We start from the raw sequence: 24,186 nt of genomic DNA on the forward strand, positions 1-24,186 counted from the left end.
CTTTGTGCGCTTAGTATGATGACTGAGCTGCAGGACCGAGTCAAGCAATGTCGCCGATCGGAATCGAGGTGCAATGCGCGCGTACGTCGTCAAACGCACGCTGTTCGCCGTGGTCACGGTGTTCGTGGCCATCACGATCAACTTCGTGCTCTTCCGCGTGCTGCCGGGCAACGCGGTCGCGCGCATCTCCCGCGTGCCGAACGCGTCGCCGGCGCTGAAACAGGCGCTGGAGGCGGAGTTCGGCCTCGACAAGCCGATCTGGCAGCAGTACCTGCTGTACCTCGGCCAGCTTTTCCACGGAAATCTCGGCGTCTCGTTCGCCAACCGGCAGCCGGTCTTCGAGAACCTCATGCAGGCGTTCGCGAACACGCTGCCGATGGTCGCGACGGGGACCGTGCTGGCGATCGTCATCGGCATCGCGTTCGGCGTGTACTCCGCGGTGCGCCGCGGCACCATCGGCGACCACCTGTCGACGAACCTCGCCGTCGTGTTCTACGCGTTCCCGACGCAGTTCCTCGGCATGATGCTGCTGATCCTCTTCGCCGGCGTGCTGCCGTCGGTCGGCATGAGCGACCCGTTCGCCGTCGGCCAGACACCGTGGGAGCAGTTCCTCGATCAGCTGTCGCACATGATCCTGCCGGTCACCACCCTCGTGCTGACGCTCTACGCGGAAGACGCGCTGATCGTGCGCTCCGCGATGCTGGACACGCTCGGCGAGGACTACGTGCTCACCGCTCGCGCGAAGGGCCTTCCGCGGCGCCGGATCATCAGCTCCTATGCGCTGCGCAACGCGGCGCTGCCGATCATCACGCAGGTCGCCCTCGCGCTCGGCGCGATCGTCAGCGGCGCGATCCTGGTCGAGGTGATCTTCTCCTGGCCAGGCGTCGGGCGCGCTCTATACGACGCCGTGCTGCAGCGCGACTACCCCATGATGCAGGGCGGGTTCCTGTTCATCACGGTCGTCGTCGTGGTGCTGAACTACATCGCCGACCTGCTGTACTACCGATACGATCCGAGGCTGTCCCGATGACTCAAGCGACAGGAACCGCCGAACAGGCGTCGCGCCGCCCGTCCCGATCGTCATCGTGGACGCAGATGGTGGCCAGCTTCGCGACGCCACCCGCGATCGTCGGGCTCTCCATCGTGGCGTTCTTCACGTTCGCGTCGGTGTTCGCGAACTGGTTGATGCCCTACAGCACGACCGAGCCGAGCTGCGCCGTGTTCGAGCCGCCCTCGCCGGAGCACTGGCTCGGGTGCGACGACGGCGGCATCGACGTGCTGAGCCTCGTCATCCTCGGCGGCCGCGTGTCTATGGTCGTCGGATTCGTCGCGGCGGTCATCTCGATCGTCATCGGCGCGACCGTGGGCGTGCTGTCCGGCTACTTCGGCGGATGGGTCGACTCGGTGCTCATGCGCATCACCGACTACTTCATCGTCATCCCGCAGATCGTGCTGATGATCGTCGTCGCGGCCGTGTGGGGGCCGAGCCTCGTGCACGTCATCATCGTGATCGGGCTTCTCATGTGGACGAGCACGGCCCGCGTCATCCGCGCTCAGGCCAAGACCCTCCGCGAGCGGGTGTACGTGCGCCGCACCGTGGCGATCGGCGCCGGGAACACACGCGTCATCGTCCGCCACGTCCTGCCGCAGCTGGGGCCGCTGCTGATCGCCAACGCGGTGCTGGCGATCACCGTCGCGATCTTCAACGAGACGGCGCTCGCGTTCCTGGGGCTCTCGGACCCGACGGCCGTCACGTGGGGAACGATCATGGAGCATGCGTTCGAGCGGGACGCAGTGAGCACCGGCGCGTGGTGGGCGATCGTCCCGGCGGGCGTGGGGGTGGCGCTGCTCATCATGGGCTGTTACCTCATCGGCAACTCGATCGAGGACGCGCTGAACCCCCGGCTGCGCGTGTCGTACCTGTCGGCGAAGTCGTGGCGGCTGCGACCGCTCGTCGGTCGTGGGAAGGATGAGCTGTGAGCGGATCGGCCAATGCGCTGGAGCTGCGCGACCTGAACGTCTGGTTCGACCCCCGCGACGGACGCGGCGATCCCGTGCAGGTCGTCGAGCACCTCGACCTCGCAGTGGCCCCGGGGGAGCGGGTCGGCCTTGTCGGCGAGTCCGGCTCCGGGAAGACGACGACGATCCTCGCGGCGATGGGCCTGCTGCCCGCGAGCGCGACCGTCTCCGGCGGCGTGCTGATCGACGGCGTGGACGCCATGCGCCAGGGTGAGACGAGCATGCACACGCACCGCTGGACCGATATCGCAATGGTGTTCCAGGGCGCGATGAGCGCGTTCAACCCGGTCAAGACGGTCGGGTGGCAGGTGCGCGAGGCGATGGAGATCCACGGGATCGCGAAGGGCCGGGCCGCTGAGCGGCGTACGGACGAGCTGCTCTCCCTCGTCGGGCTCCCGGCCGGGACGCAGCAGAAGTACCCGCATCAGCTCTCCGGCGGGATGAAGCAGCGCGCGGTCATTGCGATGGCACTCTCGTGCGACCCGAAGGTGCTGCTCGCCGACGAGCCGACCACGGCCCTCGACGTCGTCGTGCAGGATCAGATCCTGCGACTTCTCGCCCGGCTGTCGGACGAGCTGGGACTCGCGCTCGTGCTCGTGACGCACGACCTCGGCGTCGTCGCCCAGGCGTGCACGCGCGCCGCGGTCATGCGCGACGGGCGGATCGTCGAGGACGGTCCGATCGAGCAGCTGTATCGCGATCCTTCCCACCCGTACACGCGTCAGCTGTTCGATGCCACCCCCGACCTCTTCGCCGTCACCCCGCGGGAGGAGCCCGCCCCAGCGGCGCCACTGCTCGACGTCTCGGCGCTGCGCGTGGTCTACGGGCAGGGCGGGCGCAAGCGCGGTCGCGGCGCATCGACGCCGGCAGGCGCCATCGACCTGTCGCTGTCGCCCAGCCCGATGGCGGCCACCGAGACGATCATGACCACGAACGTGCGCGACGACGCGGCCGATGAGCGAGACCGGGCGAACGGTGCCGCCGTCGACGGCATCGACCTCCAGGTCTCGGAGGGCGAGTTCGTCGCGCTCGTCGGGCAATCCGGCTGCGGCAAGACCACGACGCTTCAGGCGATCCTCGGCATGGTCCCTGTCGCGAGCGGCTCGATCCGCATCGACGGCACGGAGGTCGCCGGCCTGCGCGCGCGGGAGTGGCGCCCGCTGCGCCGGGACGTGCAGATGATCTACCAGGACCCCTACGAGGCGCTGGACGGGCGGTTCCGGGTGCGGGATGCCGTGATGGAGCCGCTCATCGTGCACCGCGAGGGGAGCAGAACGGAGCGCAGGGAGCGCGTCGCGGAGGCCCTCAGCGATGTGGGGCTCGATCCCGACGTGTTCGGCGCCCGCTTCCCGCACGAGCTGTCCGGAGGTCAGCGCCAGCGCGTCGCGATCGCCGCGAGCCTCGTGCTCCGCCCGCACCTGCTGCTGGCCGACGAGCCCGTGTCGATGCTGGACGTGTCGGTTCGCACAGGGGTGCTGCAGCTGCTCGACAGGCTGCGGCACTCGCACCGGATGGGGATCCTCATGATCACCCACGACCTGTCCACCGCAGCGGCCTACGCCGACCGGATCGTCGTCATGCGCGCGGGCCGGATCGTCGAGCAGGGCGACCCATGGAGCATCGTGCACGAGCCGACCGCGGAGTACACCGAGCGGCTGCTGGCGAGCGTGCCGAGCCCGGATCCCGCACGAGCCGTCCGCTGACGGGACCTGTCGGCATCCGTCCCGGATGCAAGCCGGGTCTGTTCGGGAAGCTGCTCAGGAGCCGCCGCCGAGCGACTGCACGCTCCACGGCCCGTTGTGCGTCGGCTCGACCAGGCGCCGGTCCGAGGAACCGGAGATGTAGAACACGAAGTCGTGCGCGGGGTAGGTCTGCTGGAACGAGTCGAACGGCACGCCTGCCGCGTCCGCGCTCACCCCGCGGATCCGTACCACGTCCGCGCGCGGCCCCAGCTCGAGATGCTCGCGCTCCCACGAGGTCGGGCGGTCGACCTCGATGGCCTGCTCGACGTACTCGTCGACGAACCCGTGCTTCTCGGCCAGGAATCCATAGAGCGAGCCACCCGTGGCGAGGTGCTTCTCGTCGAGCGACGGAACGAGGCTGAGCGGCACGACGGCCCGTTCGAGCACCTTCGGCGTCGAGCCCAGTCGGCGCACGCGCGAGATCTCCCACACGGGAGCGCCCTCGTCGATCCGCAGGGCCGCGGCGTGCTTCGCGCTCGGGATGCCGACGATGAGCCCGATGAGCTCCGTGGTCAGCTCGAGCCCGCGGTCGGCGGAGGTCAGCGTCTCCAGCAGGCCGCCGCGCGCCGAGGGCGTGCTCAGGATGCGCTGCGGCGCGACGAACGTGCCCACCCCCTGGTGGCGCACGATCTTGCCGTCTCGGTCGAGTTCGTCGAGCGCGCGTCGCACGGAGATGACGCTGACGCCGGCGAGCTCCGCGAGCTCGGCGGTGCTGGGCAGTCGAGCGCCCTCGCGCAGGCCCTGCTCCTCGATCAGTTCGATGACGAGGTCGTAGACGTGCTGGTAGCGCAGCGTCCGCGCGGGCGCGGAGCGCTGCGGGGTGGAGGGGTGTGACGCAGCCATGGCGATCCTCTCATGCGACCTCGACCTGCTATATGTTGTCATACCAGGCATGAGAACGCCTCGGATCGTCAGGGAGAGTCGCGCGTGAACAGTCGCAGCGCGCGGGGCACGACGTCGATCGTGAGCGGCAGCGCGCCGATCGGGTCTCCGTCGGCGTAGGCCGTGACGCCCGCCGCGTCGAGCCGGATCGAGCGCACCCTGCGCGTCGAGACCTCGTCCACGGTGGTGTGGGTGCCCCTGTACACGCGCGGCAGGAGCCGCAGCAGGTGCAGCCGCCCCGCGGGGCGGACGAGCGTCACGTCCAGCAGCCCGTCAGCGGGGTCCGCATCCGGACAGATCGGGATCCCGCCGCCGTAGGTCCGACCGTTGCCCACGGTCGCCATCACGAGATCGCCGGACAGCTGCTCCCGCGTGCCGTCGGCGAGTTCGAGGTCGAGGGAGAACGGCACGCCGTGCAGGGTCAGGAACTCGATCAGGATCGCGATGTTGTAACGCGACCCGCCGCGCGGCCAGCGCATCGCGTTCGCCCGGTCGTTGACGCGCGAGTCGAATCCGCTCGCGAGCACGGTGCCGAAGAGCTCGGTCGAACCGTCTGCGCGCGTGACGCGAGCCAGGTCGATGTCCTTCGTCACGCCGGCGGCGATGGTGTCGGTCGCCGTCTCGACGTCGAGTTCGCGCAGGCCCGCGACGGCGGCGAGGTCGTTGCCCGTGCCCACCGGGATGATCCCGAGGGGGATGCCGGTTCCCGCGACCTCCTGCATCGCGAGATGCAACGTGCCGTCGCCGCCCGCGACGACGACGGCCGTCGCATCCAGCTCGATCGCCGCCCGCAGGAGCTTCGTCGACTCGGCGGCGCTCCCGCCGGAGACGATCGCGACCTCCATCCCGTGCGCGCGCAGGCGCTCCGCGGCGCGTTCCGCCGGACCCGTGCCGCCGCCGGCCCGCGCGGCTGGGTTCGCGAGAAGGGCGACCGTCACGCGAGGATCTCGTCGTCGGCCGACGGTCGCCGCTCGGGGACGGCGACGAGCGCGCCGGGATTCATGATGCCGTTCGGGTCGAGCGTCGCCTTGACGGCTTGGAGCACATGGACGCCGAGCGGACCGATCTCGTCCTCGAGGTACGGGCGGTGGTCGCGCCCCACCGCGTGATGGTGGGTGATCGTGCCGCCGGCCGCGACGATCGCGCGGGATGCCGCATCCTTCGCCCGAGCCCACTGCGCGGCGGGGTCGGCGGTGAGGGCCGCGACGACCGTGAAGTACAGCGATGCGCCCGCGGGGTACACGTGCGAGATGTGGCACAGGACGATCGGCTTCGTGTCGGCGAGCGCCTCGGTGAGGGCGACCGTCACGGCGTCCTTGAGTCCGGCGAGGTCGGTCCATGTGGCGGCGGTCTCGAGGGTCTCGGCGAGGACGCCGATGTCCAGCAGCGCGTCGCGGAGGGCCGGCGCGGCGAAACGTCCGCGCTCCCACGAGCGCGCCGCGGCCTCGCCGCGGTCCTTGCCGCGGTGCTTCGCGAAGACGGCGGCCGTGGCATCCCGCGCCGCCTTCGCCTCCCGCTTGCTCGCGCCCTCGAACGTCGCGACCGCGAGGCATCCGCGCATGCGCGCGACGTGCCCGCCGAGGGCCGCGTTGACGCGCGTCTCGGTCGCGTCGGACAGGCGCAGGACGGTCGGACGGATGCCGCGCTGCGTCAGGGCGCGGACGGCTTCGGCGCCGTCCGCGAAGCTCTTGAAGGTCCACGCGCCGTAGAGGGTCGCCTTCGGCAGCCGGTGCACGCGCACGGTGACCTCGGTGATGACGCCGAACGCACCCTCCGAGCCGAGGACGAGCTGCCGCAGATCCGGACCGGCCGCACTCGCCGGGGCGCGGTCGAGGTCGAGGTCGCCCACGGGAGAGGCGAACCGCATCCCGTGAACGAGATCGTCGAACCGGCCGTAGCCGCGCGACGCCTGACCGCTCGAGCGCGTCGCGGCGAACCCGCCGATCGAGGCATAGCGGAAGCTCTGCGGGAAGTGCCCCAGCGTGCAGCCGTGCGCGGCGAGGAGCTCTTCGGCCTGGGGGCCGGTGGTCCCCGCGCCGAACGTCGCGAGGAGCGACGTGCCGTCGAAGCGCAGCAGCCCGGCGGTGCCTTCGAGGTCGAGTGCGATGACGGCGCGGTGGGTGCCGGTTGCGGGCTCGACCCCGCCGACGACGCTCGTGCCGCCGCCGAACGGAACGACGGCGATGCCGCGCGCGTCGCAGATCGCGAGGACCGCCGCGACCTCGTCGTGGGTCGCGGGGCTCACCACGGCGTCGGGCGCCTGCTGCGTGCCCGGGTCGCGGCGGGCGAGGAGGTCGGGCGTGCTCTTGCCGCCGAGGTGCAGCGCCCGGGCGGCGTCATCCGTCGTCGCCGCGGCCGCGCTCCGCAGCGCGGTCAGGTCGTCGACGGAGAGACGGGACGGGCTCACGCGCGGCGACGGGATGCGGGGGACGGGATGCGGCTCCCCCCGCAGCATGCGCGCCGCGAGGAATCGCGCCGCGGCGGGAAGCCGGCGGACGTCCTCGTCTGTGCCCCATGCGTCCCACGTCATGCGCGGGCGGGTCTCAGGGACAGCGGGGAGCTCGGGGGGCGTCGTCGCGGCCATGCGCACAGTATGGCAAACTCGCCGGGTGACTCGGATCCTCGGCCGCACGCCGCATCCTTCCGCGCTCTCCGCGCGCCGGCGGTCGCGGGAACTCGAAGTCCTCGGAGACGACCCCCACGTCGACGTCGTCGTGATCGGCGGGGGGATCACGGGCGCGGGGCTGGCGCTGGATGCGGCATCCCGAGGGCTGCGCACGGTGCTCGTCGAGGCGCACGACCTCGCCTTCGGCACGAGCCGCTGGAGCTCGAAGCTCGTGCACGGCGGGCTGCGCTACCTCGCGAGCGGGCAGGTCGGCATCGCCTACGAATCGGCGTACGAGCGGCAGCTGCTCATGACCCGCATCGCGCCGCACCTCACGCGCCCGCTCGCGCAGGTCATGCCGCTGCACGATCCCGGCGCGCTCGCCCGCGGGGCGTACGTCGGCGCCGGGTATGCGCTCGGCGACGGGCTGCGCCGGGTCGTGCGCACGCCCGGCCGCGTGCTCGCAGCGCCCGGAGCGCTCTCGCCCTCGTCGGTCGCCGCCCTCGCTCCCGCTGTACGGCGGGAGGGGCTGCGCGGCGGCGTGCACGGATGGGACGGGCAGCTCTTCGACGACGCCCGCCTCGTCGTCGCCGTCGCGCGGACGGCCGCCGGGTACGGGGCATCCGTCCTCACGCGCGTGCGCGCCGTCTCCGCGACCGGCGACCGGGTTGTCGTGCGCGACGAACTCACCGGCGACGAGCTCGAGCTGCACGCGGGCGCCGTCGTGAACGCGACAGGGGTGTGGGCCGGGCAGGTCGACCCGCACGTGCACCTCCGCCCGAGCCGTGGCACCCACCTCGTCGTGGAGACCGCGCGACTCGGGTGGTCCGACGTGTCGTTGACGGCGCCCCTTCCCGGGTCGTCGAGCCGCTTCGTCTTCACTGTCCCGGCGCCCCACGGCCGCACCTACATCGGCCTCACCGATGTCCCCGCGGGCGAGGAGGTGCCGGACGTGCCACGGGCGACGGACGCCGAGATCGACCAGCTCCTCGGCGTCATCAACGGCGTGCTCGCCTCGCCCCTCTCGCGAGACGACGTCGTCGCGACGTTCGCCGGCCTGCGGCCGCTCCTCACGGGACCCGAGGGGGAGGAGACGAGCGATCTGTCGCGCAAGCACGCGATCGTGGAATCGGAATCCGGCATGCTCTCGGTCGTCGGCGGCAAGCTCACGACCTACCGCCGCATGGCCGAGGACGGCATCGACGAGGTCGTGCGCCGCCGCGGCTTCGGCCCGATGTCGCGGACGCGCGACCTGCCGCTCGTGGGGGCGTGGCCCCGGGCGCGGCTGGGGGAGATCGCCGGGCCTGCACGGTACGTCCGGCGGTACGGGGCGGAGGCCCCCTACGTGTCGCGGCTTCCGTCGGGGCCGGGGGCCGCGCGCGAGGTCACCGCGCAGGAGCTGCACTGGGGCGTCGCTGTGGAGGGCGCTCTGACGATCGACGACCTGTTGGATCGGCGCACGCGGCTCGGGCTCGTCGCGGAGGATCGCGAGGCGTCGATGGATGCCGCGGCATCCGCCTTCGAGCGTGCCGGCGTGACCCCCACCTGAACCCTCGCTCCCGAACGTCCCCGCCTGCGTGTTCCCGCCTGCGTGTCGCCGCCTGCGTGTCGAATGACTGGTCGTCGGTCCCGACATGCCGAGCAGTCGGGCGAGAACCGGCGTGTCGAGGAGAGTGACCGGTCTTTCGACACCGAGTCGGTCAGGGATGTCGGGGGTCCCCGGCAAACTGGGAATCGTGACCTCGCATCGCGGCATCGGCGTCCTCCAGGGCACAGCCCTCTACGTCGCGGCGATCCTCGGCACGGGCCTGCTCGTGCTCCCGGGGCTCGCTGCGCGTGTGGCCGGGCCGGCATCCGTCGTCGCGGTGCTGGCGGTGATCCTCCTCGCCGTCCCGCTCGCGGGAACCTTCGCCGCCCTCGCCGCGCGGTATCCCGACCCGGGCGGGGTCGCGAGCTATGTTCGGCGGGCCGTCGGACCCACGGCCGCGCGCGCCACCGGCTACTGGTTCTACTTCGGGGTCGCCGCGGGCTTCCCGGTTCTCGCGCTCCTCGGCGGCGACTACGTGACAGCCATCGCGGGCATCGACCGTTCGGCCGTGCCGCTCATCGGGCTCGCGATCCTCGTGCCGCCGTTCGCGATCAACATGCTGGGGGTGCGCACCGCGGGGTGGGTGCAGTTCGTCCTCACCGGGACGCTGACGGCGATCGTCGTCTTCCTCGTCTCCGCGTCCTTCCCGCACGTCGAGACCGCGCACTTCGCGCCGTTCCTCCCGCACGGCTGGGTCGGTGTCGGCACGGCGATCAGCCTGTTCGTCTGGGCCTTCGCCGGGTGGGAGGTCGGCACGCACATCTCCGGCGAGTTCCGCGATCCGCGGCGGGCGATCCCGATTGCGACGGCGATCGCGCTCGCGATCACCGGGGCGGCTTACGTGCTGCTCCAGATCGTCACGGTCGGCGTCCTGGGCGACGAGGCCGGCGCCGGCGCGGTGCCGCTCGTCACGCTCGCAGTGAGCGCCGCCCCGGGCGTCGGACCGCTCGTGGTCGGTGCGGCGGCGGGCATCGTGTGCTTGGGCGTGCTGAACTCCTACATCGCGGCGTTCGGCAAGCTCGGCGCCTCGCTCGCCGTCACGCGCGATCTGCCGCGCGTGCTCGCGCCCGGGGCGGAGGCGGGCGGGGTGCCGCGCCGGGCGATCCTGCTCACGTTCGTCATCGCGCTCGCGTACACGGGCGCCGCGGTGGCCACCGGCGGAGACCTGCAGACCTTCATCCTCATCCACACCGGCAACATGGTGTCGATCTACGCGCTCGGGATGATCGCGGCGCTGCGGATCCTTCCCCTGCGCACGCCAGGGTGGTGGATGGCGCTCGTCGCCGCGGTGCTGTCGCTCGCGCTGCTCGTGCTGAACTTCGCGCACCTCCTGCCCGCGATCATCCTCGCGGCGGCGGCTGTCGCCGTCACGCTCTGGCGCCGGATGCGCCGTCGGGCCGTCGTGGGCGGTATCGCGGATGCGGTGGACCCTGACCGCTCCGCGGAGCATCGGGTCGCACACGACGACGGCGCCCAGCCGAAGCTGAGCGCCGCCGAGGACGTCGCGGGCTGACGCCCGCCGCCGATCAGACGGTGAGCGCCTTGCGGATGAGCTCGGCAGCCTCGGCCGCGTGCACCTTCGGCGAGCCCGTCGCGGTCGAGGCCATCGCCGGGCGCGACACCACGCCGATGGCGCGACCGAGCTGCGGTGCGACCTCGAGGGCGATGAACGGCCAGGCTCCCTGGTTCTCGGGCTCGTCCTGCATCCACACGAGCTCGGCGTCCGGGTAGGCCGCGAGCACGCGGTTCAGGTCGTCGATGGGCGCCGGATAGAACTGCTCCAGACGCACGACGGCGATCGCGGGGTTGGGGTTCTTGTCCAGCTCGGCCTTGAGATCCCAGTAGGGCTTCCCGGCGGTGAGCACGACGCGCTTGACGGCATCCTTCGCCACGCCGCGGTCGTCGTCGAGCACCGGCTGGAACCGGCCGGTCGTGAAGTCCTCGACGGGGCTCGTCGCACCGCGCAGACGCAGCATGGCCTTCGGCGTGAAGACGATGAGCGGGCGGCGCGGGCGCGAGTAGGCCTGGCGGCGCAGCAGGTGGAAGTACGACGCCGGCGTCGACGGGCGGGCCACCGTCATGTTGTCCTGCGCGCACAGCTGCAGATAGCGCTCGATGCGCGCGGACGAGTGGTCCGGTCCCTGGCCCTCGTAGCCGTGCGGCAGCAGCAGCACGACGCTCGACTGCTGGCCCCACTTCTGGTCGGCCGACGAGAGGTACTCGTCGATGACCGACTGGGCGCCGTTGGCGAAGTCGCCGAACTGCGCCTCCCACAGCACGAGCGCGTCGGGCCGCTCGACCGAGTAGCCGTACTCGAACGCCATCGCGGCGTACTCGCTCAGCAGCGAGTCGTAGACGAAGAAACGGCCCTGGTTGTCGGACAGGTTCGACAGCGGCAGCCACTCCTGGCCGTTCGCGCGGTCGTGCAGGACCGCGTGGCGTTGCACGAAGGTGCCGCGGCGCGAGTCCTGGCCGGCGAGGCGCACGTTGGTGCCCTCGACCAGCACCGAGCCGAACGCGAGCAGTTCGCCGAACGCCCAGTCGATCCCGCCGTTGCGGCTCATATCGTGGCGCTTGTCGAGCAGCTGCTGCAGCTTCGGATGGACCGTGAAGCCGGCGGGCTTGTTGACGAAGGCGTCGCCGACGAGGTTCACGACCTCCACGGGGACGCCGGACATCTCGAGCTCGCCGATCACGGGGGAGAGCACCGCATCCGCGTTCACGATCGGGGTCGCCCCGGTCTCCGCTTCGTGCGTCTCGGCGAACGCGACCTCGAGGCGCCCCTGGAAGTCGGCCTTCGCCTTGTCGTACTCCTCCTCGGTGATGTCACCGCGGCCGACGAGGGCCTCGGTGTACAGGCGGCGCACGGAGCGCTTGCCCTCGATGAGGTTCGTCATGAGCGGCTGCGTCATCGACGGGTCGTCGCCCTCGTTGTGGCCGCGGCGGCGGTACGAGACGAGGTCGATCACGACATCGCGGTGGAACTTCTGGCGGTAGCGGAAGGCGACCTCCGCGACGTGGATGACCGCCTCCGGGTCGTCGCCGTTCACGTGGAAGATCGGCGCCTGGATGGTCTTCGCCACATCCGTCGCGTACACCGACGTGCGGCCGTCGATCGGGGTCGTCGTGAAGCCGACCTGGTTGTTGACGACGACGTGGATGGTGCCGCCCGTGCGGTAGCCGCGCAGCTGCGACATCTGCAGCGTCTCGATCACGACGCCCTGACCGGCGAACGCGGCATCGCCGTGCACGAGGATCGGCAGCCACGTGAAGGTGCCGATGGGCTTGCGGTCCTGCTTGGCGCGGGCGATGCCCTCGAGCACACCGTCGACCGTCTCGAGGTGCGACGGGTTCGCCGCCAGCAGCACCGGCAGCTCCTCGCCGCCGTCGGCGATGAACACGCCCTCGGTGCCGAGGTGGTACTTGACGTCGCCCGAACCGCTCTTGGAGCCGATCGCGACGGACCCCTCGAACTCGCGGAAGATCTGGCTGTAGGTCTTGCCGGCGATGTTCGTCAGCACGTTGAGCCGGCCGCGGTGGGCCATGCCGATCGCGGCGCCGTCGAGGCCCTCGGTCGCAGCACCCTGCAGGATCTCGTCGAGGAGCGGGATGAGCGACTCGCTGCCCTCGAGGCTGAAGCGCTTCTGGCCGACGTACTTCGTCTGCAGGAACGTCTCGAACGCCTCGGCCTCGTTGAGCTTGCCGAGGATGCGCATCTGCTCGTCATGGCCGGGCTTCTGGTACTTGACCTCGAGGTTGTCCTGGAACCACTGGCGCTGCACCGGGTCCTGGATGTGCATGTACTCGATGCCGATCGTGCGGCAGTACGAGTCGCGCAGCACGCCGAGGATGTCGCGCAGCTTCATGACGCGCTTGCCGCCGAAGCCCCCGGTGACGAATTCGCGGTCGAGGTCCCAGAAGGTGAGGCCGTGCGACTCGATCTCGAGGTCGGGGTGCATGCGCTGGCGGTACTCCAGCGGGTCGATGTCGGCCATGAGGTGGCCGCGCACGCGGTACGAGTTGATGAGCTCCTGCACGCGGGCGGTCTTGTCGACGCGCTCGGCGATGTCGACGCTGATGTCCGCGTTCCAGCGGATCGGCGCGTACGGGATGCGCAGCGCGGCGAAGATGTGGTCGTAGAAGTCGCGCTGCCCGATGAGGAGCTCGTGCACCTTCTTCAGGAACTCGCCGGAGCCGGCACCTTGGATGACGCGGTGGTCGTACGTGCTGGTCAGGGTGATCGTCTTGCCGATGCCGAGCTCGACGAGCACCTTCTCGCTCGAGCCCTGGAACTCGGCGGGGTACTCGAGGGCGCCCGCGCCGACGATGCACCCCTGGCCCTTCATGAGGCGGGGGACGGAGTGCACCGTGCCGATGCCGCCCGGGTTCGTGAGCGAGATCGTCGTGCCCTGGAAGTCGGCCGCGGTCAGCTTGTTCGAGCGGGCGCGCGAGATGAGGTCCTCGTAGGAGATGAGGTACTCGCCGAACGTCAGCGTGTCGGCGCGCTTGATGCTCGGGACCAGGAGCGCACGGGTGCCGTCGGGCTTGGGCACGTCGATCGCGATGCCGAGGTTGATGTGCGCCGGCGCGACGACGGAGGGCTTGCCGTCGATCTCGGCGTAGAAGACGTTCTGGCTGGGGAACTCCTTGAGTGCCTGGATCAGCGCCCAGCCGATGAGGTGCGTGAAACTCACCTTGCCGCCGCGGGTGCGGGACATGTGGTTGTTGATGACGATGCGGTTGTCGATCATCAGCTTCGCCGGGACGGTGCGCACGCTCGTCGCGGTCGGTACCGTCAGCGACTCGTCCATGTTGGCGGCGAGCGTCTTCGGCATGCCGCGCAGGACCGTGACGACGTCGTTCTCGGTGGATGCCTCGCCCACCGAAGGCTGAGCCTTCGGCGCCTGCGCGGGCACGGGCTGCGGGGCCGCGGGCCGGGTCGTCGTGCGGGCGACCGGCTGGTTGCCGATGACGGGGACGGGCGCCGTGACGGGCTTCGTCTCGGTCGAGGGCTGGGTGGTCGGGGGAGCAGCGGGCGTGCCGGCCGCAGCAGCGGATGCCTGCGCCTTGCCGTACGACTCGAGAATGGGCCACCATTCCTTGTCGACCGCGTTCCGGTCCTTCGAGAACTGCTCGTAGAGCTCCTCCACGAGCCACTCGTTGGCTCCGAACTCTCCTTCGTTTGCGGTACCGGCGCCGGTCACCTGGCTCGACACAGTCGATCGCCTGCTTTCATCGGTGAAGATCGTGGGCTTCGCGCGCGCGGATCCAGCACACGCGCGACTGTTAAGCCTAACCCAGTCCTCTAGACCGCGCCTGGTTGCGCTCGTTACGCTCATGCGGAAATCCATATCCGCATCGCGGATTCAGTACCCTGAAGACATGGAGTTCTACGGCGACGATCCCGAGGTCGACCTCACCTATTCCGACGTCTTCCTGGTGCCCCGCCGGTCGGGTGTCACGAGCCGTCTCGACGTCGATCTGTCGCCGGGCGACGGCAGCGGGGCGACGCTCCCGCTCGTGTCCTCGAACATGAACTCCGTGACCGGGGCGCGGCTCGCGGCGACTCTCGCCCGTCGCGGCGGACTCGGCGTGCTCCCGCAGGACATGCCCCTGCAGGAGCTGGATGCGGCGATCCGCTGGGTGAAGGACCAGCCCGTCCAGTGGGACACGCCGCTCGTGCTCCCGCCCGACGCCACCGTCGCCGATGCGGCGCGCCTCCTCCCGCCCATCGAGGGGCACGGCGTCGTCGTCGCCGTGTCGTCGGCGGAAGGCATCCGCATCGAGGACATCGCCGGCATCGTCCCGGCATCCCGTCTCGGCACCGCTCTTCCGGACGCGCGGCTCGGCGACCTCGCCCGCACCCGCCCTGTCGCGATCGACGCGGACGATGTGGAGAGCCCGCGCCACGCGTTCGACCTCATCGTGGACAGCGACGCCGAGATGGTCTGCATCCTCCACCACGGGATGCTCGTCGGCACGCTCTCGCGCCGCAGCGCCCTGCGCTCGAACCTGTATCGCCCCGGTGTCGACGCCTCCGGCCGCCTCATCGTCGCGGCCGCCGTCGGCATCAACGGCGACGTCGCGGCCAAGGCCCGCGCGCTCGCCGGAGCGGGCGTCGACGTCCTCGTCGTCGACACGGCGCACGGACACCAGGAGGGGATGCTGCGCGCCCTCCGCACGATCGCCGACCTGGATCTCGGCATCCCCCTTGCCGCCGGCAACATCGTGACCGCCGAGGGCGTGCACGACCTCGTCACGGCCGGCGCGTCGATCCTGAAGGTCGGCGTGGGCCCGGGCGCCATGTGCACGACACGCATGATGACCGCCGTCGGGCGTCCGCAGTTCTCGGCCGTGCTCGAGACCGCAGAGGCCGCCCGGGTGATGGGTGCGCACGTCTGGGCCGACGGCGGGGTCCGCTACCCGCGCGACGTCGCCCTCGCGCTCGCGGCGGGAGCCGCATCCGTCATGATCGGCTCCTGGTTCGCCGGCACGATCGAGGCTCCGGGGCTCCTGCAGTCGGATGCGTCCGGCCGTCTGTACAAGGAGTCGTGGGGGATGGCGTCGACGAAGGCCGTGCACGAGCGCTTCGGCCGGCTCGACCCGTACGAGCTCGCCCGGAAGGAGCTCTTCGCCGAGGGCATCTCCTCCTCGAAGATCTACCTCGACCCATTGCGTCCGGGCGTCGAGGACCTCATCGACATGATCACCTCCGGCGTGCGGTCGTCCTTCACCTACGCCGGTGCCGCCACGGTGCGGGAGTTCCACGAGCGCGCGCTCGTCGGCCTGCAGTCCGCCGCCGGCTACGAGGAGGGCAAGGCCCTGCCCGTCAGCTGGTAGAACTGTCCATCGATGGACTTCCTGCGGTGGCTCACCGACGCCTTCAACTCGACGATCGCCCTGCCGGGCGGTCAGACGCTGCTCGTGCGCGAGGTCGCGGGCAACGTGTTCGGGTTGGCGAGCGCGCTCGGCGGCATGCGCCGCAAGGTCTGGGCATGGCCGGTCGGCATCATCGGCAACGTGCTGCTGCTCACGGTGTTCCTCGCGAGCATCGTGAACCCGCACAGCTCCGCGCCCGCGCTGCTCGGCCAGGCGGGCCGGCAGATCATGTTCATCACGGTGTCGATCTACGGCTGGATCCGCTGGAAGCACGCGAAGGATGAGGAGGGCACGGCGGTCGTCCCGCGCTGGGCGTCCTGGCCGACGCGCTTCGCCCTCATCGGGACGATGATCGTCGGCACGGCGGCGCTGACTCCGCTGTTCACCGCGCTCGGCTCCTACGACCCGGTGTGGGCGGATGCCTGGACCTTCGTCGGGTCCCTTCTCGCCACATACGGCATGGCGAAGGGCTGGACCGAGTTCTGGCTCATCTGGGTCGCCGTCGACATCGTCGGCGTGCCGCTGCTGTTCAAGGCCGGCTACTACGCCACCGGGTTCATGTACGTGTTCTACGGCTGCTTCACGATCGCGGGCTTCATCGTGTGGGCGCGCGCCGACCGGCGCGCGAAGCCCGCGGTCGAGACGCTGCATCCCGACCCCACCGTCCGTTAGCCGGCGAGCCGACAGCGCCGCGCCCGGACTCGCCTGCGCCTCCCGCACGCTCGGCGGCGCCGCGCGTGCAGGACGCCTGAGCGCGTTCCACCGGGTACGGCAATCGGGGAGCGCGCTGCGCGCTCCCGTAGAATGGACGGCACAATGGACGACCCGCCCAGTTGCAGACGCCCGCCCCACCGACCCGCCCCCGCACGAGGGGGTGACGCGTGATGGATTACGTCATGCTGGGCGTGGGGCTTCTCCTTACGGTCGGGACGGGCTTGTTCGTCGCGAGCGAGTTCTCCCTCATCACGCTCGACCGTGCCGATCTCGAAGCGCGCCAGGCGAGGGGCGAGGGCCGGCTCGGACTCACGATCCGCGCGCTGAAGTCGACATCGACGCAGCTGTCGAGCGCGCAGCTCGGCATCACGCTTACGACGCTGCTCGCCGGTTACACGATGGAGCCGGCGATCTCGAACCTGCTGCGGCCGCTGCTGGGCGGGCTCGAGGGAGCGGCGAACGCCGTCGCCGTGTTCCTCGGCGTCGCGATCGCGACGATCGTGTCGATGATCCTCGGCGAGCTCGTGCCGAAGAACTTCGCCCTGGCCCTGCCGCACGCGACGGCGAAGGTCGTCATGCCGTTCCAGGTCGGCTTCACCACGGTGTTCAAGCCCGCCGTGAGCCTCCTGAACGGCAGCGCGAACGGGGTCCTGCGCGCCGTGGGCGTCGAGCCGAAGGAGGAGCTGTCCGGCGCGCGCACGGCGGAGGAGCTCTCCAGCCTCGTGCGCCGCTCGGCGAGCGCGGGCGTGCTCGAGCCGGACACCGCATCCCTCCTCGACCGCTCGCTGAACTTCGCACGCCTGACGACCGCCGATGTCATGACGCCGCGCCCGAGCATGCACGCGCTGCAGGCGGAGGAATCGGCGGACGACGTCATCCAGCTCGCCCGCCGCACCGGCCACAGCCGCTTCCCGGTCTACGACGACTCGATGGACGACATCATCGGGATCGTCCACCTCAAGGCCGCCGTGAGCGTGCCGCGCGAGCGACGGGCGGATGTCCCGGCCGCAGCGCTTGCGACCGAGCCGCTGCGCGTGCCCGAGGCCGTGCACCTCGACGCGGTCATGTCGGAGCTCCGGGCCCGCGGCTACCAGATGGCCGTCGTCGTGGACGAGTACGGCGGCACCGCCGGCATCGTCACCCTCGAAGACCTCGTGGAGGAGATCGTCGGCGAGGTCCTCGACGAGCACGACCGCCGCGTCGCGGGCATCGTGCGCGGCGAGGGGTCGCTGACATTCCCCGGCGACCTCCGGCCCGACGAGCTGCGCGACCGCGCCGGCGTCCGCGTCCCCGAGGGCGACGTGTACGACACCGTCGGCGGGTACCTCATGAGCGTCCTCGAGCGGATCCCCGCGGTCGGCGACGAGGTCGAGACGGAGGACGGCACCCTGCGGGTCGTCCGCATGGACGGGCGGCGCGTGGACCGCATCCGGTACACCCCGAGACCCGTCGCACCCGAGGAAGGGGGCGACCGATGAACGACTGGGCGGGAATCGTCTGGCTCGTCGTGCTGCTCCTCTTCAACGGCTTCTTCGTCGCGGCGGAGTTCGCGGTGGTCTCCGCGCGGCGCTCGCAGATCGAGCCGCGCGCCGAGAAGGGCTCGCGGTCCGCGAAGACGGCGCTCTATGCGATGGAGCACGCGACGCTCATGCTCGCCACGAGCCAGCTCGGCATCACGATCTGCTCGCTGATCATCTTGAACGTGTCGGAGCCCGCCATCCATCACCTGCTCGCGGGTCCTCTGGGTCTCACGAACCTGTCGACGGCGGCGGTGGATGCGATCGGCTTCGTCGTCGCGCTCGTGCTCGTGAGCTATCTCCACGTCGTCTTCGGCGAGATGGTGCCGAAGAACCTCGCGTTCTCGATGCCCGACCGCGCGGTGCTGATCCTCGCGACCCCGCTCGTGTGGGTGTCGGTCGTGTTCCGCCCCGTGATCGTCGCGCTGAACTGGACCGCGAACCACATCGTGCGGCTCTTCCGGGTCGAGCCGAAGGATGAGGCCAACTCCACCTTCACCCTCGAGGAGGTCGCGACGATCGTCGAGCATTCGCGCGCTGAGGGCGTGCTCGACGATGCGGCCGGAACAGTCGCCGCCGTCGTCGAGTTCACCGACAAGAAGGCGAAGGATGTGGCCGTGCCCGTGGCATCCCTCGTCACGCTGCCGCTCGAGACGACCCCGGACGAGATCGAGCGCGCGGTCGCCAAGCACGGCTTCTCGAGGTACGTGATCGTCGACGGCGAGGGCACGCCGGTCGGCTACGTCCACCTGAAGGACATCCTGCGCGCCGCCGAGGGGCCGAACTCCGAGTCGCGGGCGCTGCGGCCCATCGAGGCGAAGCGCATCCATCGAATGGTCCCGCTCCTGGAGACGACCGATCTCGAGGACGCGCTCGCGGCGATGCGGAAGGCGGGCAGGCACCTCGCCGAGGTCCGCGACGAGCAAGGCGAGACGACGGCTGTGCTGTTCCTGGAGGACGTGCTCGAAGAGCTCGTCGGCGAGGTCGAGGACGCCACGCGTCGCGGTGGCCGGTTCGACCGCTGACGTCGTGGGTCGGTCGACGACCTCTGATTTTGCGCGGGTCGTTGAGCGAGGGAGGAACGACCGAGACGAAACGCAGAGGGTCCGACAGATCGGCTCCCCTCGTTCGTCTTCGCGTTTCATCTCGCATCGCGCGCTCAACGACCGTCGCTCGCTCAACGACCCGTCGACTTGACGCGTAGCCTGACTCGCATGGAGTGGACCCTCGCCGACACGGCCGCGATCGTGCGCAGTCCCGACGCGTCCGACGACAAGTACTCGCGCGGCGTGGTCGGGATGCGGACCGGATCCGACGCGTATCCGGGCGCCGCGGTGCTCGGCGTCGAGGCCGCATGGCGTGCCGGCGCCGGCATGGTCCGCTACGTCGGCCCTCGGCGTGCCGAGGAGCTCGTGCTGCAGCGGCGCCCTGAGACCGTCCTCGGGACCGGCCGCGTGCAGGCGTGGGTCGTCGGATCCGGGATGGATGCGGCCACCCGCACCCCCGAAGACACGGAGGCGCTGCGCCGCATCCTCGCGGCCGACGAGCCCGTCGTCGTCGATGCCGGCGCGCTCGACCTGGCGGAGCCCGGCGCGCACGCGTGGGTCGTCACCCCGCACGCGGGGGAGCACGCCCGCCTGCGCGCGCGCCTCGGGCTGCCGGAGACGGGCGAAGCGGACGACGAGCGCGCCGCATCCGCCCTCGAGACCGCGTCGGTCCTCGGTGCCGTCGTGGTCCTCAAGGGGGCCGTCACGATCGTCGCCGAACCCGGGGGGTGGGCGACGGCGATCTCGATCGCTCCGCCGTGGCTTGCGACCGCGGGCGCCGGGGATGTCCTCGCCGGCGCGATCGGCGCCGTGGTCGCCGGGACTCCTACAGCGGATCCCGCCGTCCTCGCGCGCCGCGCCGCCGCAGGAGTGTGGCTGCACGCGCAGGCGGCGTCGGTGGCCGCCGGCGCTCTGCCGCCGCGCGGAGGGCCGATCACGGCGCTCGAGGTGGCATCCTGCCTGCCGCACGCCGTGGCGCAAGTCGTCGGGTCGGTTCCCCGCGCCGAGTGACCGCGCCGGCTGCCGGACGGGACGCCGTTCAGGGAGCAGGGGTGCGCGCCACGTAGGATGGGACACCGTGTCGAGACGAGCCGTGCTGTGGGTCGCCTTCGTGTTCGTCCACGCGGCGGTCGCCGTGCTGGGTTTCCTCCTTCCGATGGAGCCGATGGGCGACGTCTACAAGGTGTACGAGCCGTGGTCGACGGCAGCGGTGACCGGGCACGGCATCGTAGGGATCACGGAGCCGTGGGTGTATCCGCAGCTCGCGCTCATCCCGATGATCCTCGCGCACGGCTTCGTCTGGATCACGCAGAACTACACGGCCGCGTGGGCGATCCTCGTGACCGTCGCGGACGCCCTCGCGTTCTGGATGCTGGTCGGTCGCGGCAGGTCGGTCGGCCGCAACGTCGGCGCGTGGTTCTGGCTGTGCTTCATCGCGCTGCTGGGCCCCGTCGGGATGTACCGGCTCGACGGCTTCACCGTGCCGCTCGCGCTCGCCGGATGCCTGTGGCTGGTCGGTCGACCGTGGCTCGGCGGCATCCTGCTGTCGATCGCGACCTGGATGAAGGTGTGGCCGGCTGCGCTCATCGCAGCCGCCGTGATCGCGGTGCGGCGCCGCATGGCGATCGTCGGAGCGGCGCTCATCGTCACGGGACTCACGATCCTCGGCGTCGTGGTCGCGGGCGGTGGCAAGTACGTGTTCGGGTTCATCGGCGACCAGACGGTCCGCGGCCTCCAGCTGGAGGCGCCCGTCGCGACGGTGTACCTGTGGCAGACGGTGCTCCACATCCCCGGTTCCGCCCTGTACTGGGACTCGCGTCTCGTGACGTTCAGCCTGCACGGACCGGGCGAGGATGTCGTCATCGCACTGATGACCCCTCTCCTCGCGATCGCCGTGCTCGCCATCGCGGTCATCGGCGCGTTCAAGGCATGGGAGCGCGCATCCTTCCACGCCCTCTTCCCGCCGCTCGCGCTGTCGCTCGTGCTGGCGATGATCGTCTTCAACAAGGTCGGCTCCCCGCAGTACGTGACGTGGATCGCGGCGCCGCTCATCGTCGGGCTCGTCATCGACCGGCGGCGCTGGCGGGGGCCCGCGACGGTGGCGCTCGTCCTGGCCTTCGTCACGCTCCTCGAGTACCCGATCTTCTACCGGGAGCTGCTCGTCGGCGACCCGTTCGCGGCTGTTCTCATGACGCTGCGCACCGCCCTCACGGTGGCCCTCCTCGTGTGGGCGCTCGTGCGGCTCGTGCGTGTTCCCGTCGCCGGCCGGGTCAAGCGCCCGCAGCCCGTCGCCGCGCCGTAGCCGAGCCCGCGCATCGTCGCGCCCCGCTGCGCTCGTAGAGCGCGAGCGCAGCGGCGACGGACACATTGAGGGATTCGACGCCGGTCGCCATCGGAACGGCGTAGCGCGCCGCGGTGACGGCGTCGAGAGCATCGGATGCGCCGAACCGCTCCGATCCGATCAGGATCGCGATGCGGCCCGCGTGCCGTCGGATGTGCTCGAGCGGGGCGTCGGCGTCTGCGCTGAGTCCCGCCAGCGGCATCCCCTCCGCATGCAGGAACGACACGAGGTCGTGCGGTTCGGCGAGCACCGTCGGCAGCTCGAATACCAGCCCGCGGCTGGCTCGGACGAGGCGGCGATCGTACGCGCTGCGCAGCCCGCTGTCGAGGAGCACGACGCCGGCCGCCCCGAGCGCGCATGCGCTGCGGACGATCGCGCCGATGTTCCCGGTGATGCGCACGCCGTCGAGCACCAGCACGTCGCCGGCGGCCGCCGAGATGTCTCCCCAGCGCGCAGCCCTCGGAGCACGCGCGAGCGCCAGCATCCGCGGCGCGTTGTCGCGAGGCAGGAGCGACCGCATCACGTCCTTCGAGACGATCACCCGGTCGGCCAAAGGCGCTCCCTCGTGCAGCCGCTGCGCTTCATCCGCGTGCTTCACTGTCGCGTAGATCGCCTCCACGCCCACGCCGGCGTGGATCGCGCGCTCGATACTGTGTGCGTCGTCGAGGAGGAGGGTTCGAGGGGTCGCGGAGCGGGAGCGGATGACGTCCGAGACACGCCTGATCGCTGGATGGCGGGCGCTGTCGACGAACGGGGCATCTCCCGGTGCAGTGCCGGGTCCTGGCAGAAGCGCGGTTGCGGGCATCTCCCGAGCGTTGACCCTGACGTTGCGTGAGGGTCAAGCGCGGCGCCGCGTCCTACTCCCACCGAGCGCGGCGCGGGTCGATCCCACGAACCCGCGCGGCGGCGAAGATCGCGGCCGCGATCCAGCCGCTCAATCCGTCCTCGATCTCGTCGAACTCGGCTCGGAATCGAGGATCGTCGACGAACATCCGGCCGAGCACCGCGTGCATCGACGGCGTGCACGCCCACATCGAACCGAGCATCTCGCGATGACGATCGGCCAGTGCGATCCCGGCCGGGCCGGATGCCTCGACTCCTGATCGCTTCGCATCGGCCATCTCCTCGAACAGTTCAGCGCCCGCTTCACCGAGCGCGACCCGCTCCTCGGACGACAGCGCCTCGGCGCGTTCCTCGAACTGCCGCCACTGCTCGGTCCCGCCCCAGCGCTCCTGCGCCTCTTCGGCCCATTCCTGGCGCCAGGTGCGGCCGAAGATCTCGGTCTGCTCCCGCGCGGTGAGCGCCTCGCCCTTCTCCTTGCGGTCCAGGAGCTCATCGACGGCGACGGCCATCCGTCGAAGATCCGAGATCCGCGCCGCCAGCAGGCGCCGGTGCTCGCGGAGCTGCTCCGTCCCCTCGGCATCCGGGTCGTCCAGGATCGCGGCGATCGAGGCGAGGGAGAAGCCGAGTTCTCGGTAGACCATCACGCGATGCACCCGTCCGAGGTCCTCGTGCGAATAGCTCCGATAGCCCGCCGCTGTCCGTCCCGATGGCACGACGAGCCCGGTTTGATCCCAGTGGTGCAGGGTGCGCACGCTCACGCCGACGAGTTCGGCGATGGTTCCGACGGTCATCCCGTCGGCTGCGATGGGACGGGTCATCCGGGCGCCTCCTTCCCGGACGACTCTATTCGCCGCGGTGCACACGGCGACCTCCGTCGTCATCACGGACGGAGGTGCGGGTAGCGTGGAAGGATGCTGGTCGCTTTCTCCGTCGCCCCGAGCGGAACGGGCCGTTCCGACGGCTCCGTCCACGATGCCGTCGCCGCCGCCGTGCGGATCGTCCGCGAGTCCGGCCTGCCGCACCGCACCACGTCGATGTTCACGGAGATCGAGGGGGAGTGGGATGACGTCTTCGACGTCGTCAAGCGCGCCACCGAGGCCGTCGGGGCATTCGGCTCGCGCGTGTCGCTCGTGCTGAAGGCCGACATCCGGCCCGGATTCACCGGCGAGCTCGACGCGAAGATCGACCGGCTCGAGGCTGCTCTCGAGGCGTCCGAGGACGAGCTCGACGACTGACGCCCCGGCGTGCGGGCATACGCTGAGCGGGTGAGCGAAACCCCCGCCCAGCGGTCCTTCCGCGCGATCCTCGACGCCTCCCGCGATGCGAGACCTCGCCTGCCGGAGGATGCGGAGGACCCGGACATCCCGGTCGCGGGAACGGCGGTCGTCGTGCGTGACGGTCAGTCCGGCGTCGAGGTGCTCATGATCGAGCGGCCTGCGCGGGGCTCGTTCGCGGGTGCCTGGGTGTTCCCGGGTGGGAAGGTCGAGGCATCCGATCGGCCGTCACCGGACGACCCCGAGGAGGACGTCGCTCGTAACGCCGCCGTGCGGGAGACGCACGAGGAGGCGGGGTTCGAGGTCGAGGCGCTGCGGACCCTGTCGGTGTGGGATCCGCCTCCCGGGATCCCGCTGCGCATCCGCACGTGGTTCTTCGTCGCCCGCGCTCAGACAGCCGAATGGATGCTGTCCGCCGACGAGGTCGTCTCGGCGGAGTGGGTCCGTCCGGACGACATGCTCGAGCGGCACGCCCGCGGCGAGGTCGTCCTCTACCCGCCGACGTGGGTCACGCTGCATTCGCTCGCAGGCTTCGCCGCGGTGCCTGCGCTCGTCGAGGCCGTCCGGTTCGAGCGGTTCGATTCGGTGGCTCGGACGGGGGAGTCCGGGCCCATGATGATGTGGCAGGACGACGGCGAGTACGTCGATGCGGCGGCACCGGCATCCACCGCCCGCCACCGTCTCGAGATCGGTGCGCTGCCCTGGATCTACACCCGCACCGCGGGCTGATCCTCCG

At 70.8% G+C, this 24,186-nt stretch carries 19 protein-coding genes; 13 read left to right on the top strand and 6 right to left on the bottom strand.

What is annotated here, in order from left to right; translation table 11 throughout:
• Positions 1-73: 73 nt before the first annotated feature.
• The 3 genes from QSV35_RS13695 to nikE are packed head-to-tail and all read left to right on the top strand — an operon-like array spanning position 74 to position 3,722.
• Positions 74-1,030, top strand: coding sequence for an ABC transporter permease (locus tag QSV35_RS13695; protein ID WP_286289343.1), 957 nt, complete (start codon positions 74-76; stop codon positions 1,028-1,030).
• Entirely contained in the window at positions 1,027-1,980 is a 954-nt protein-coding gene (locus QSV35_RS13700; protein ID WP_286289344.1) for an ABC transporter permease, read from the top strand. Before QSV35_RS13695 ends, QSV35_RS13700 begins: the two co-directional genes overlap by 4 nt.
• Positions 1,977-3,722: a nickel ABC transporter ATP-binding protein NikE gene (gene nikE, locus QSV35_RS13705; protein ID WP_286289345.1), complete on the top strand. Its 1,746-nt coding sequence runs from the start codon at positions 1,977-1,979 to the stop codon at positions 3,720-3,722. Before QSV35_RS13700 ends, nikE begins: the two co-directional genes overlap by 4 nt.
• 54 nt (positions 3,723-3,776) lie before the next feature.
• Here nikE and QSV35_RS13710 read toward each other — a convergent pair whose 3' ends face one another.
• The 3 genes from QSV35_RS13710 to QSV35_RS13720 all read right to left on the bottom strand — a co-directional run bounded on the left by QSV35_RS13710 (position 3,777) and on the right by QSV35_RS13720 (position 7,227).
• Positions 3,777-4,604, bottom strand: coding sequence for a GntR family transcriptional regulator (locus QSV35_RS13710; protein ID WP_286289346.1), 828 nt, complete (start codon positions 4,602-4,604; stop codon positions 3,777-3,779).
• Between the two features lie 68 nt (positions 4,605-4,672).
• The gene (locus QSV35_RS13715) at positions 4,673-5,581 is read right to left on the bottom strand and encodes a diacylglycerol kinase (protein WP_286289347.1); all 909 of its coding nucleotides are present in this window, start codon (positions 5,579-5,581) and stop codon (positions 4,673-4,675) included.
• Entirely contained in the window at positions 5,578-7,227 is a 1,650-nt protein-coding gene (locus QSV35_RS13720) for an FAD-binding oxidoreductase (protein ID WP_286289348.1), read from the bottom strand. Before QSV35_RS13720 ends, QSV35_RS13715 begins: the two co-directional genes overlap by 4 nt.
• A 25-nt stretch (positions 7,228-7,252) precedes the next feature.
• On the opposite strand from QSV35_RS13720, the gene QSV35_RS13725 reads away from it, so the two are divergent.
• Both QSV35_RS13725 and QSV35_RS13730 read left to right on the top strand, forming a co-directional pair.
• A complete protein-coding gene (locus tag QSV35_RS13725) occupies positions 7,253-8,797 on the top strand; it encodes a glycerol-3-phosphate dehydrogenase/oxidase (RefSeq protein ID WP_286289349.1) in 1,545 nt (514 codons plus the stop codon).
• A gap of 187 nt (positions 8,798-8,984) precedes the next feature.
• Positions 8,985-10,349, top strand: a complete 1,365-nt coding sequence (locus tag QSV35_RS13730) for an APC family permease (RefSeq protein WP_286289350.1) — start codon at positions 8,985-8,987, stop codon at positions 10,347-10,349.
• Between the two features lie 13 nt (positions 10,350-10,362).
• On the opposite strand, the gene QSV35_RS13735 is transcribed toward QSV35_RS13730, so the two are convergent.
• A complete protein-coding gene (locus tag QSV35_RS13735) occupies positions 10,363-14,052 on the bottom strand; it encodes a multifunctional oxoglutarate decarboxylase/oxoglutarate dehydrogenase thiamine pyrophosphate-binding subunit/dihydrolipoyllysine-residue succinyltransferase subunit (RefSeq protein WP_286289351.1) in 3,690 nt (1,229 codons plus the stop codon).
• Between the two features lie 166 nt (positions 14,053-14,218).
• Here QSV35_RS13735 and guaB1 point away from each other — a divergent pair, with 166 nt between their 5' ends.
• The 6 genes from guaB1 (at position 14,219) to QSV35_RS13765 (ending at position 21,294) form a co-directional block, all read left to right on the top strand.
• Positions 14,219-15,676: a GMP reductase gene (gene guaB1, locus QSV35_RS13740; protein ID WP_286289352.1), complete on the top strand. Its 1,458-nt coding sequence runs from the start codon at positions 14,219-14,221 to the stop codon at positions 15,674-15,676.
• A gap of 12 nt (positions 15,677-15,688) precedes the next feature.
• Positions 15,689-16,387 carry a nicotinamide riboside transporter PnuC gene (pnuC, locus tag QSV35_RS13745; protein WP_286289353.1) on the top strand — a complete coding sequence of 233 codons (699 nt, stop codon included), beginning with the start codon at positions 15,689-15,691 and terminating at the stop codon, positions 16,385-16,387.
• Positions 16,388-16,599: 212 nt separating this feature from the next.
• On the top strand, positions 16,600-17,907 hold the full coding sequence (locus QSV35_RS13750) for a hemolysin family protein (protein ID WP_286289552.1): 1,308 nt from the start codon (positions 16,600-16,602) through the stop codon (positions 17,905-17,907).
• Positions 17,904-18,971 (top strand): hemolysin family protein, encoded by a 1,068-nt coding sequence (locus QSV35_RS13755; protein ID WP_286289354.1) that lies wholly within the window; start codon positions 17,904-17,906, stop codon positions 18,969-18,971. The genes QSV35_RS13750 and QSV35_RS13755 overlap by 4 nt, the downstream gene beginning before the upstream one ends.
• 189 nt (positions 18,972-19,160) lie before the next feature.
• Positions 19,161-20,003, top strand: coding sequence for an ADP-dependent NAD(P)H-hydrate dehydratase (locus QSV35_RS13760; RefSeq protein WP_286289355.1), 843 nt, complete (start codon positions 19,161-19,163; stop codon positions 20,001-20,003).
• Positions 20,004-20,070: 67 nt separating this feature from the next.
• Positions 20,071-21,294: a glycosyltransferase 87 family protein gene (locus QSV35_RS13765; RefSeq protein WP_286289356.1), complete on the top strand. Its 1,224-nt coding sequence runs from the start codon at positions 20,071-20,073 to the stop codon at positions 21,292-21,294.
• On the opposite strand, the gene QSV35_RS13770 is transcribed toward QSV35_RS13765, so the two are convergent.
• Together QSV35_RS13770 and QSV35_RS13775 are read right to left on the bottom strand one after the other, a co-directional pair.
• Positions 21,263-22,138, bottom strand: a complete 876-nt coding sequence (locus QSV35_RS13770; RefSeq protein WP_286289357.1) for a TrmH family RNA methyltransferase — start codon at positions 22,136-22,138, stop codon at positions 21,263-21,265. The genes QSV35_RS13765 and QSV35_RS13770 overlap by 32 nt on opposite strands.
• Positions 22,139-22,190: 52 nt before the next feature.
• Positions 22,191-22,994 carry a MerR family transcriptional regulator gene (locus QSV35_RS13775; RefSeq protein WP_286289358.1) on the bottom strand — a complete coding sequence of 268 codons (804 nt, stop codon included), beginning with the start codon at positions 22,992-22,994 and terminating at the stop codon, positions 22,191-22,193.
• Between the two features lie 93 nt (positions 22,995-23,087).
• Here QSV35_RS13775 and QSV35_RS13780 point away from each other — a divergent pair, with 93 nt between their 5' ends.
• Both QSV35_RS13780 and QSV35_RS13785 read left to right on the top strand, forming a co-directional pair.
• Positions 23,088-23,411, top strand: a complete 324-nt coding sequence (locus QSV35_RS13780; protein WP_286289359.1) for a thiamine-binding protein — start codon at positions 23,088-23,090, stop codon at positions 23,409-23,411.
• A 30-nt stretch (positions 23,412-23,441) separates the two neighbouring features.
• The gene (locus QSV35_RS13785; RefSeq protein ID WP_286289360.1) at positions 23,442-24,179 is read left to right on the top strand and encodes an NUDIX hydrolase; all 738 of its coding nucleotides are present in this window, start codon (positions 23,442-23,444) and stop codon (positions 24,177-24,179) included.
• The last annotated feature ends 7 nt before the right edge of the window (positions 24,180-24,186 follow it).

Origin of the sequence: Microbacterium candidum (genome assembly GCF_030315975.1) — a bacterium.
In the GTDB taxonomy this organism is placed as follows: Bacteria; Actinomycetota; Actinomycetes; order Actinomycetales; family Microbacteriaceae; genus Microbacterium; species Microbacterium candidum.

What these genes read in the sequence shown, in the direction of transcription:
- QSV35_RS13695 (WP_286289343.1), top strand. Translation starts at nt 74, where the DNA reads ATGCGCGCGTACGTCGTCAAACGCACGCTGTTCGCCGTGGTCACGGTG.
- QSV35_RS13700 (WP_286289344.1), top strand. Translation starts at nt 1,027, where the DNA reads ATGACTCAAGCGACAGGAACCGCCGAACAGGCGTCGCGCCGCCCGTCC.
- QSV35_RS13710 (WP_286289346.1), bottom strand. Translation starts at nt 4,604, where the DNA reads ATGGCTGCGTCACACCCCTCCACCCCGCAGCGCTCCGCGCCCGCGCGG.
- QSV35_RS13720 (WP_286289348.1), bottom strand. Translation starts at nt 7,227, where the DNA reads ATGGCCGCGACGACGCCCCCCGAGCTCCCCGCTGTCCCTGAGACCCGC.
- guaB1 (WP_286289352.1), top strand. Translation starts at nt 14,219, where the DNA reads ATGGAGTTCTACGGCGACGATCCCGAGGTCGACCTCACCTATTCCGAC.
- pnuC (WP_286289353.1), top strand. Translation starts at nt 15,689, where the DNA reads ATGGACTTCCTGCGGTGGCTCACCGACGCCTTCAACTCGACGATCGCC.
- QSV35_RS13750 (WP_286289552.1), top strand. Translation starts at nt 16,600, where the DNA reads ATGGATTACGTCATGCTGGGCGTGGGGCTTCTCCTTACGGTCGGGACG.
- QSV35_RS13755 (WP_286289354.1), top strand. Translation starts at nt 17,904, where the DNA reads ATGAACGACTGGGCGGGAATCGTCTGGCTCGTCGTGCTGCTCCTCTTC.
- QSV35_RS13760 (WP_286289355.1), top strand. Translation starts at nt 19,161, where the DNA reads ATGGAGTGGACCCTCGCCGACACGGCCGCGATCGTGCGCAGTCCCGAC.
- QSV35_RS13770 (WP_286289357.1), bottom strand. Translation starts at nt 22,138, where the DNA reads ATGCCCGCAACCGCGCTTCTGCCAGGACCCGGCACTGCACCGGGAGAT.
- QSV35_RS13775 (WP_286289358.1), bottom strand. Translation starts at nt 22,994, where the DNA reads ATGACCCGTCCCATCGCAGCCGACGGGATGACCGTCGGAACCATCGCC.
- QSV35_RS13780 (WP_286289359.1), top strand. Translation starts at nt 23,088, where the DNA reads ATGCTGGTCGCTTTCTCCGTCGCCCCGAGCGGAACGGGCCGTTCCGAC.